This window comes from Enterococcus sp. DIV0802b, from assembly GCF_050543535.1.
In the GTDB taxonomy this organism is placed as follows: domain Bacteria; phylum Bacillota; class Bacilli; order Lactobacillales; family Enterococcaceae; genus Enterococcus_D; species Enterococcus_D entomosocium.
On sequence record NZ_CP172941.1, the window covers coordinates 3,425,271 to 3,434,440 of the forward strand.

Annotated in this window: 9 protein-coding genes and 1 pseudogene; 3 read left to right on the plus strand and 7 right to left on the minus strand. The window is 30.5% G+C overall.

The window, feature by feature from the left end; all coding sequences use genetic code 11:
* The first annotated feature begins 277 nt into the window (after window positions 1–277).
* Entirely contained in the window at window positions 278–1,258 is a 981-nt protein-coding gene (gene galE, locus IGJ12_RS16045; RefSeq protein WP_086332767.1) for a UDP-glucose 4-epimerase GalE, read from the plus strand.
* A gap of 1,027 nt (window positions 1,259–2,285) precedes the next feature.
* Here the strand turns inward: galE and IGJ12_RS16050 are convergent.
* The 3 genes from IGJ12_RS16050 to IGJ12_RS16060 all read right to left on the minus strand — a co-directional run bounded on the left by IGJ12_RS16050 (window position 2,286) and on the right by IGJ12_RS16060 (window position 4,314).
* On the minus strand, window positions 2,286–2,732 hold the full coding sequence (locus tag IGJ12_RS16050; protein WP_086316665.1) for a carboxymuconolactone decarboxylase family protein: 447 nt from the start codon (window positions 2,730–2,732) through the stop codon (window positions 2,286–2,288).
* A gap of 99 nt (window positions 2,733–2,831) precedes the next feature.
* Window positions 2,832–3,629 carry an HAD-IIB family hydrolase gene (locus IGJ12_RS16055; protein ID WP_086298856.1) on the minus strand — a complete coding sequence of 266 codons (798 nt, stop codon included), beginning with the start codon at window positions 3,627–3,629 and terminating at the stop codon, window positions 2,832–2,834.
* 49 nt (window positions 3,630–3,678) lie between these two features.
* The gene (locus tag IGJ12_RS16060; RefSeq protein WP_016612632.1) at window positions 3,679–4,314 is read right to left on the minus strand and encodes an FMN-dependent NADH-azoreductase; all 636 of its coding nucleotides are present in this window, start codon (window positions 4,312–4,314) and stop codon (window positions 3,679–3,681) included.
* A gap of 78 nt (window positions 4,315–4,392) precedes the next feature.
* On the opposite strand from IGJ12_RS16060, the gene IGJ12_RS16065 reads away from it, so the two are divergent.
* Window positions 4,393–5,331 (plus strand): helix-turn-helix transcriptional regulator, encoded by a 939-nt coding sequence (locus tag IGJ12_RS16065; protein ID WP_086332768.1) that lies wholly within the window; start codon window positions 4,393–4,395, stop codon window positions 5,329–5,331.
* Window positions 5,332–5,847: 516 nt separating this feature from the next.
* Here the strand turns inward: IGJ12_RS16065 and IGJ12_RS16070 are convergent.
* From IGJ12_RS16070 to IGJ12_RS16080, 3 genes are all read right to left on the minus strand, one after another.
* Window positions 5,848–6,642, minus strand: coding sequence for a SufE protein (locus tag IGJ12_RS16070; protein WP_223347138.1), 795 nt, complete (start codon window positions 6,640–6,642; stop codon window positions 5,848–5,850).
* A 285-nt stretch (window positions 6,643–6,927) separates the two neighbouring features.
* Window positions 6,928–7,332, minus strand: a complete 405-nt coding sequence (locus IGJ12_RS16075; RefSeq protein WP_086332769.1) for a hypothetical protein — start codon at window positions 7,330–7,332, stop codon at window positions 6,928–6,930.
* Window positions 7,333–8,011: 679 nt separating this feature from the next.
* A complete protein-coding gene (locus tag IGJ12_RS16080; RefSeq protein ID WP_139843215.1) occupies window positions 8,012–8,461 on the minus strand; it encodes a hypothetical protein in 450 nt (149 codons plus the stop codon).
* 11 nt (window positions 8,462–8,472) lie between these two features.
* Here IGJ12_RS16080 and IGJ12_RS16085 point away from each other — a divergent pair.
* Window positions 8,473–8,580, plus strand: a pseudogene (locus IGJ12_RS16085) (IS6 family transposase); the annotation flags it as partial.
* A gap of 56 nt (window positions 8,581–8,636) precedes the next feature.
* Here IGJ12_RS16085 and IGJ12_RS16090 read toward each other — a convergent pair.
* Window positions 8,637–9,170, minus strand: a complete 534-nt coding sequence (locus IGJ12_RS16090) for a hypothetical protein (protein WP_086332771.1) — start codon at window positions 9,168–9,170, stop codon at window positions 8,637–8,639.

A 9,170-nucleotide genomic window follows, 5' to 3' on the forward strand; every position in this document is an offset into this window, starting at 1 on the left:
AGTGATCTCTATTCAAGTTCATTTATCAATGATCTCCACATATAAGGCATCAAACATGAGTTAATAGCAAGAGCGTGCAGCGTTTAAAAGTAGTCAAAATTAAACTATAAGTATCACATATTCAAATAATGAAATACAAATTCTTTATAAACTTAAACTTTACCCATTTCATTAATTGTTATTGTCTAAAATTATGTTCGTCAATTAAAATAAATGATATCCAGTTAATCAATTAATCAGATTGGCTGACAAAAATAGTGTTACATTGGAGGTCCTTATGTCAGTTTTAGTTTTAGGCGGTGCGGGTTACATTGGTTCAAATGCAGTGGATATGCTTATCAATCAGGGATATGAGGTCGTAGTCGTTGATAATCTTTGTACTGGATTTAAAGAAGCTGTTCATGACAGAGCAAAGTTTTACGAGATAGATATACGAAACAAAAAGTTACTGCGTTCTGTTTTTGAAACTGAAAATATTGACTCTGTGATGTATTTTGCTGCCTTATCTCTAGGTCGTGAATCTGTCGAACAGCCCTTAAAATATTTCAACAATAATGTTTACGGAACACAGATTGTTCTTGAAGTCATGCAGGAATTTAACATAAAATATATTGTCTTCTCTTCGTCTGCTTCAGTCTATGGCAATACAGAAATGAATCCTGTTCATGAATTAATACCTACTGCACCAATAAATCCCTACGGATGCTCTAAAGTAATTATGGAGACAATGATGGACTGGGTTAGCCGATCATCCAACATGACATTTGTTTCTATGCGCTATTTTAATGTCGCTGGGGCTAAAAAGGATTTTACACTTGGTGAAGTGCGTCCTCGTCTGATTCCTATTATTCTAGAAGTGGCTCAGAGAAGGCAAGAAAAGATAACCATTTTTGGGAACACTTATACTACTCATGACGGTACCTGTGTACGTGACTACATTCATGTCTTAGATTTAGTTGAAGCACACATATTAGCCTTGGAATATTTAAAATGTGGTGGTGCGAGTGAAATTTTTAATCTAGGATCCTCGAAAGGTTACTCTAATTTAGAAGTGATAAATGCAGCTGAAAAAGTTACAGGGAAAAAAATCCCAGTTGAAATCGTTACGAGTGTCGTTGGAGATGCTTCTTCTTTAATAGCTTCAAACAAAAAAATTAAAACTATTCTTGAATGGGAGCCTAAGTATAGTGGAATTGAGGAAATTATTTCTGATTCTTGGGGATGGCAAAAAAAATACCCAGATGGTTACTCGAATTGATTAGTTAAATAACCTGTTCTTTGACATTTAGTGTTGGTAGAACCAGAAAAATGGTCACATTCATCTCAGCGTGAATGTGACCATTTTCTATTTTCAACATGTGTTCTATCTTTAAAATATATTTATTTTATCACTTTTGAAAGTTATAAAAAAAGATAAGGTAATAATATAAACTAAAAATAAAGGGAAATCATTAATCTTAATTTAAACATCTAAGTTGATTATACTCAGAATCAACCAACGAAATTATTGTGAATATTTTAGAATAATAAGATATTATATATACGGTTATTGAAGTCGCTAATACCAGTTGGACTATTATCAATAAAGTATCTGGTTGCAAATTTGATAAAATGAAAAGGATCTTTTTGGGGAAAAATTTTATAACAGTTTTAGAAACAGGCACCATAGTAATGCAATATAACTTAATTTTTAGAAATATGAGAATAAGAATAATTAAAAGCCCGTATCCCCGAAATAAATTATTTTTAAATCGAGTATTTCTAATTTTAAACACTGCAGAGGTTGCTCTTTCTAGATATGATGAGAAGTAAATTATACCCAGATCCTCAACTTTAAATTTTGTGATAAATTTAAAGTAAATATGTTTAGAAATAAACTTAGTAACAGGTTTTAACATCAATATCGTCTCAAAAAAAATATATGTCGTGACTATTGATTTCAGTTTAAACGTTTTATTAATTAGTATATATATGAAGAAAACTACAATAACTAAAAAGAAATAAATGTATTGCTTTGCTATAGTACTCTCTTTAGAAATATAACTTTGTACTTCAGTAACGTAACTGCTTCTTTGCCTAAAAAAAGCTTTGACACTTTATTAGCTATTTTCTCTCACCTCGAATCTTTCTTTTCTATTTTAAATTAACTAATCTTATTACATTCGTATTCTCAATTTCTATATGGTATAAAAAAAAAGATATAAATGTTAAGTTTCTGACCCTCTTTTCTTGTTCTATAAAAAAAAACCGAGAGGAAAGATCCTCTTCGGCTTCTGACAATAATTTTAATTTTGGCTAGACGCAAAATTCCCCATTGAAATGGACACTCTATTCCAACTATTAATTTGAGTAATTAATAGTACTAGTTCAACATATTCTTTTTCATCATAGTAATCGCGTACACGAGCATACAAGTCTTCAGGAACTTTTAAATCTGAAATTAATGTTATAGCTTCTGTAAGCTCCAAAGCGACCTTTTCTGCATCCGTATAAAAATCACACTCTCTCCAAGCACTTATACAGTAGATTCTTTGTTCTGTTTCCCCTAATTTTCGAGCATCGCTGCTATGGAGGTTTAGACAAAAAGCACAGCCATTGATTTGAGAAGCACGAATTTTAATAAGCTCTCGTAGATTTTTATCAATCTCTGTTTTACTTAAGTATTTTTCCATTTCCAACAAGTGTTTCATTCCATCAGGTGCTGTTTTATAATAATCAATTCTTTGTTTCATTTCACTTTCTTCCTTCCTATTGACGCAATCAACCAATTAATTTCTATAAAGTAAATATGATAATTTGTCTTACAATGATATTTAAAAAATTACAAACTATTAGAGGGTGATAAATTTTTCGATCGCACGTAATACGCCATCTTCGTCATTTGATTTAGTAATGAAGTCTGCTTGTATTTTGACTTCTTCAAAAGCATTTTTCATTGCAACACTGATACCTGCTTGAGAAAATAGTTCGATATCATTAAACCCATCACCAAATGCAATCGTCTCAGATTTATCGATGTTCAAAATCGATTGAAGTTGGGCAACTGTTGTTCCTTTATGAACATTTAAGTTCGAAATATCGATCCATGCTGCTTCTGAAGCAACAACATAGGCTCTATCCTGAAATATTGCCAATTCCTTCACTGTTTCAAAAGAGCGTAATTGCGGATCGTATACAGTAATTTTAACGAAATTTTCTGTTATATCAGCAAGATTTTCTAAGGTTTCTAAGATCTCGTATGAGCCTCTCGCCTTTTTGATATCTTGGTCTCTTGTCGTATTTTTTACGTATGCGGCGGTCGGTGTGCAAGCTATAATTACATAGTCGTCTGCAATTTCGTTTAACTTAGCGATAATATCTAAACCTATTTTATTAGGAAGCAATGACTGATAGATATAGTTTCCTTTATGTTTTATCCGTGTTGCACTATCACCTAATATCCATATATCACTTGATAATTCTTCACCAAAAATTTTTTCTACTCTTTCACATTGTTTTCCTGTACATGCAGCAAACGTGATGTACATTCTCTTCATATCTTCATGAATCTTTTTAAAATATTCTTGATTGAACTTACTATCACTATTCAAAAAAGTTCCATCCATATCACTAATAATCAATTTTATCATTACTATTCCTCAATCTCAGTAGTAGATTTGTGAACTAGATCAGTTAGGTCTATACAAAAAGATCCCACTCATAATTCAGCATTTGTTTAGCCTCCATCATAATTTCTGACTCAGACAACAATGCTGTTCCTTGTGCTCTAACAATCCCAAGTCTAGAGAACCCCATGATTTCCTCAAACATCTGCTTGAGATAATTGTATGAGAAGTCCATTTTAGAATATCGGTCATCATTTGTGTAAATACTACCGCTTGCTTGCAGGAAAAGTATCTTATAATCATCGACCATTAAACCAACAGATCCTGTTTCGGTATATTTAAATGTCTCACGAGCAATCAAGATATTATCCATATAGTCTTTCAAACGAGACGTCACATTGAAATTATGAAGGGGGGATACAATCACGATTCTATGATGATCTTTAAATTGTTGTAACAGAGTCGTAGAAGTCTCATCAATTTTCATTTCATCTTGCGTTAAGCTCTCTCCAACTCGTTTTTTCTCCCAAATTGCTAATAATTGACCTTGCTCAACTCTTGGAATGTCCATATCATAAAGGTTGATAGTAGTGATTTGATTTGGATCAAATTGCTCATGAAACTTACCTAAAAATAAGTCTTGTAGCTTACTTGAATAAGTTGTTTTTTTGTTGAATTCAGGGTGGGAATTAATTAGTAAAGTTTTCATGTAATTACCTCTTTTCTTTTGATATACTTACTATACTACGAAAAGGTGTCAGAACATGATACCGTTTAAGGAGAGACTATGAAAAAGTCAGAGCGACTAAATAAAGAATTGATTTTTTTAAAGAACAAAAATTTTTTCAACTTAAAAGATCTTATGGAAGAATTTAATATTTCTAAAAGTACTGCTTTACGTGACATTGAATCTTTAGAAGAAATGGGGCTTGCTTTGTACTCCGATTATGGGAGAAGCGGCGGATATCAATTAATGGATCAGTCACTATTAACGCCTATTTATTTTGATCAAAATGAAATTTTTGCGATTTTTTTTGCCTTGAAAGCACTAGAACTGCTTTCTAGCACTCCTTTTGATAAATCCTATACACATATCCAATCAAAACTCATGGTTACTTTAACAAGCAAGCAGCAAAAAGAGATAGAAACACTTTTAACTGTTGTAAAGTACTACAATACAGCGCCATTAAAAACACAAACAAATCTAGCCAAAATACTTGATTCTATCCTAAATGAAAAAGCGATAAAAGTGACCTATGCCCAGTTTGAAGAAATTGAAACAATACTGCAAAGTAATGAACTTTTCTATCGAAACGGGATTTGGTTTTTTAGTGCCTACGATTTTACGACCCACCATTGGGGAACTTACCGAAGTGATTGTGTTGTAGCGAGTGAGATCTTAGAAGAATTTGATCAGTCGTTTTCTATTGAAGAACTAAACCAAATTCAAAAAAAATATGAACAAAATTTTCATGATATACCTTTTCGTTGTCGATTAACGGCATTTGGTAAAGAAATCTTTCATAAACACAACTATCCTAACATGTCCTTAGAGATCAAGGATGGCATTTCTTACATCGTTGGTGGATATAATCAAAAAGAACTTCCTTATATGACTCATTATCTATTACGCTTTGGTAATTGTATAACAGTCGAATATCCTGAAGAGTTAAAGGACAGCTATTTGAAAGAGCTTCAATTGATATTGAAAAAATATTTAAAATGAGAATGATTCAAACGCTCTCAAACTTATTTTAAACTAAAAAAGTATCTTGACCGATATGGGTTAAGATACTTTTCCCTATGTAATCACAAGCATTGTAATTTTGATATAAGATTGATAACTAAAAACTCTTAAGTTTCTGACCCCGTTAAGAATTTGTCCAAATACTTATAAAAATGATTTTCAAATGAACAATCATTTAATTTAAAAGTTTAAGGACATAAAAATAAAAATCTTCACTGCAATTATGGTATCTAAAAAGAGTGCTCAAAAAATAGTTATTTTCTGAACACTCTTTTAAATAGATTCCTCAACACCTTGATGATTTAATCATTTGGATATTATTAACAAATAAACCACATAATTTGCTGCACTTTTCAACGCACCCCACCATATTCTTCATATAATTTAGTCATCATCCATTGTATCTAACTCTTGGTCTGACTTTAATCTCTCACATATTAGGCTGCAGTTTCATTGGTAAATTCAATGATTAAAGAATGATGATAACATTTTAGACTATATTATGCTATTTAGCAGTTCACCCATAGTGGCTACAATATACATTTCCTCTGTTTCAAAAATAATATTGTTTTTACTAGAATAAACATTATATATCTCGTGTCCTACTTTTTCACTAATATCTATTTTTTTAATACAGCACATAGTTTTATCAAATAAGTAGATGGAATCTTCTGCAAAAACACAAATATAATCATTAAATTGTCGAAGTTCAAATATAGTAGCGTCACACCCAATTTCTTTTACTTCAGTTAAATGGCTATACAAATTACATTTAATCATTATTTGTGTTTCTACATCAGTATATGCGATTAAAAAGATATCACCATTAGCGGATATTGTAGATATAGCCCCTAGATCAATGAATGTCGAAGTTAAATGATGAGGGAGTACCGCATTAAATCTATTTAAATCTATATTGAATTCTACTAATCCATAGTGAGCCCAATCGTTTTCAGCGGATAGTATTCCTTCTTCATTATACGCAACTAATACTCCGCTTGGAGATGGCACTATATTTAGTATTCCATTTCCTAATACAGTAATAGAATTATTTATAAAGATAGCCTCTTCATCAACCATCGAAAAAAATAGATACCACTCATTTTTATACATCATAATCTCATGAATCTTAATTTCCTTTTGTTCGAACAGTTCATGCTCAAAAGTATGAATTATTTTATCTTCTTCAAAAATTTTAATAGTAGATTTTTCTTTTGAAAATATACATAAATTGTTTTCTGTGGGTGTAGTTAAGATTGTTAGGTTATCTTTTAATGGTAATTCTCTCATCATATGCACCTGCACTTTTTTTCGTCGTTGATGATAGCTCTAAGATCTGTGACCGTCCCGCGTTCTTTTAACTAATCGGAAAACATAAAGAAACTCAACAATCCATATTATAACAATTCGAGTAATTTTTATAGCAACGAAAAATCCTACCCAAGTAGTGATTGTTACCGGAATTTATCCATATGAATTAAATTTATTCAATGGATTACTATCCAAGTGGGCATACACATTATAGATTCTCTTAATCGATATTTAGTTAGATAAAAATTCCGTGAGTTAAGTAGGTCATAAAATAATTTTGTACGCCAAATTTTTTGAAGATACGTTAAATAAATTAGTTTTAAAATGAAATCTGTAACCTTTAAAATCTAAAGTAGGTTCATCTAGCAGATTATCGCTTCTAAATGAAAAATTATAATTAAAATCTATTACTCCTTGAAATTTGAGGACGACCTTTGAAGATGTTTCTAGAGAACTCAATAACAATAATAGACTTGCGTTTTCATACATATCACTTTCCATACCTTCTTCACTGGTTAACATACTAACACTAGCATATGATAGCGATCCATCTAAACTTAGTATCATATCCGAGTAAAACTCCATTTTTTCAACAAATGAATCATGAAAATTTCCATACTTTTCATTCAAATATCCTACTTCATCCGAATTATTTATATAACTCCACAATTCACATTATCTCCTTTTATTAAATTTCTTATTATATCTTGGGTACTTTTGGCCATTTACATTTCTATTGTTCCAGCTGTGCTTGTGTGGAACATGGGGATGACGTTTAGCATTACTGTGATTACTGTAATCGATATCAACACGCGGCTTCTTTTCTTTATCAAAAACATTGTTTTGTGTATTCTATCATTTTTTATAGAGATTTTTTTTTGTTATAGTTATATTTTTTATTCTACATCCCTTAATGCCTTTATAAGGCCTCACGAGCTATAAGAAAGATTTGGTGTAGATTTTTTAATTTTATTAGAAGCTTAAATAATAACCTATACCTGTTCCGGACAACCTTGTTACATTTATATAAATCCTTATGCCAGCTACTATCGAAAAATGCCCATCAGGATCAAGAAAGTCAAACATTACAAGCTATATAATAAAGTGCCATTAAATACTACTTTTAGATTTCAATAGTATTTAATGGCACGCATATCCGTCATAACCCTAAGAATTGATTTTCGCATAATTAACTCTCTTCAATCTGTTTCATGAAAAAGAATATCATAATTCAAAATCATCATTTTTATGGGGTATATTAAAGTGAGAGGTATGCTTGATTCGATCTCAATCTAAATTTCAAAAAATTAATCAAATAGTGCGGTACGATCAAAAATACACTTAATTCCTAATCTTCATCTTTTCGATTTAAAAATACAATTTGTTCAATTGTAATATCCCCTGCTTTCTGTAGTTTATTGAAATCAGTCAAACTAATTGAAAAGTATTGGTCTGGTATATTTTCATTAAGATTTTCCTGCTCTCCTTTTTTTCTTTTAGCAGATAATAGTTGAAAATAAACATTTTTATCATCGATAAAATGAGCTACTGCTCTGAAAGCTGAAAGCTGAAGTCGCGGTACAACTCCTAAAAAATCCAATTTAGCTCTACTATCATTTCTTAAGTATTTGATGTCATCTTCTTGCACAACCGATTTCCATTTAAAAACTGCTTCAGAAATATTCTGAACTTCCGCTGATTTTACAACTTCAGGCTCACTTGACACATTAAATAAGATTCCACCTATCAAAGCAAGTGAGATCATACAAAGAACAGCGAATGTAATGATTTTTTTCAAATCTATAGTCCAAAAGCATTGAAGTGGTTTCCGCTTTATACAAAGAAAGTCGAAGAGAAATTACCCTCTTCGACTTTTCTACTTGGAATGAAATTGAAAGGTCATTCAAAACAGCATAATCCATTGGTTGAAAATTAGGCAAGTCCGTTTATTTTTCAAGCTTTGCAACACAACCTCAAAAACCTTGATCAGAATAGATACTTGTTAATTTTTTTAATTTCTTTTTTGTTATATATAATCCCGAAACAAATCTCTGTTGAAGATCTAGATTATTGATATTTGATACCCAAATAAAATCATAGTTATTCTGAAAATCTTCTATACTATTTTTTAACTTTTCAGACTTTATACTTAAAAGGAATATATCTTCAAAGACTGTGTCCATATATAGGAATCTATCAAAATTTTCAGAGAATATCATAAAAGGATACATTGTATCATTTGTATAATTCCCCAAGAAATTTTTTAACAATTTTTTATCGAAAAAACACTTCTTACTATATTTAAAGAAGTAATCATCATAATAAACATAAATATTTTCTTCAGTTTTAAAAATCAATTTTAATATCTTATTTATATCTGCAATTGAAATATTTGAATCACCAAAAAAATTATAAAATTTTTCTTGTTGGAAAAATTTTGAATACATATCTTTTTTTAGATTAAATAATTTATTAAGGTTTTCTCTTATATACTCATAATCTGTCAT

Coding starts and splice junctions, on each gene's coding strand:
- galE (WP_086332767.1), top strand. CDS start 278: ATGTCAGTTTTAGTTTTAGGCGGTGCGGGTTACATTGGTTCAAATGCA.
- IGJ12_RS16050 (WP_086316665.1), bottom strand. CDS start 2,732: ATGAAACAAAGAATTGATTATTATAAAACAGCACCTGATGGAATGAAA.
- IGJ12_RS16055 (WP_086298856.1), bottom strand. CDS start 3,629: ATGATAAAATTGATTATTAGTGATATGGATGGAACTTTTTTGAATAGT.
- IGJ12_RS16060 (WP_016612632.1), bottom strand. CDS start 4,314: ATGAAAACTTTACTAATTAATTCCCACCCTGAATTCAACAAAAAAACA.
- IGJ12_RS16065 (WP_086332768.1), top strand. CDS start 4,393: ATGAAAAAGTCAGAGCGACTAAATAAAGAATTGATTTTTTTAAAGAAC.
- IGJ12_RS16070 (WP_223347138.1), bottom strand. CDS start 6,642: ATGAGAGAATTACCATTAAAAGATAACCTAACAATCTTAACTACACCC.
- IGJ12_RS16090 (WP_086332771.1), bottom strand. CDS start 9,170: ATGACAGATTATGAGTATATAAGAGAAAACCTTAATAAATTATTTAAT.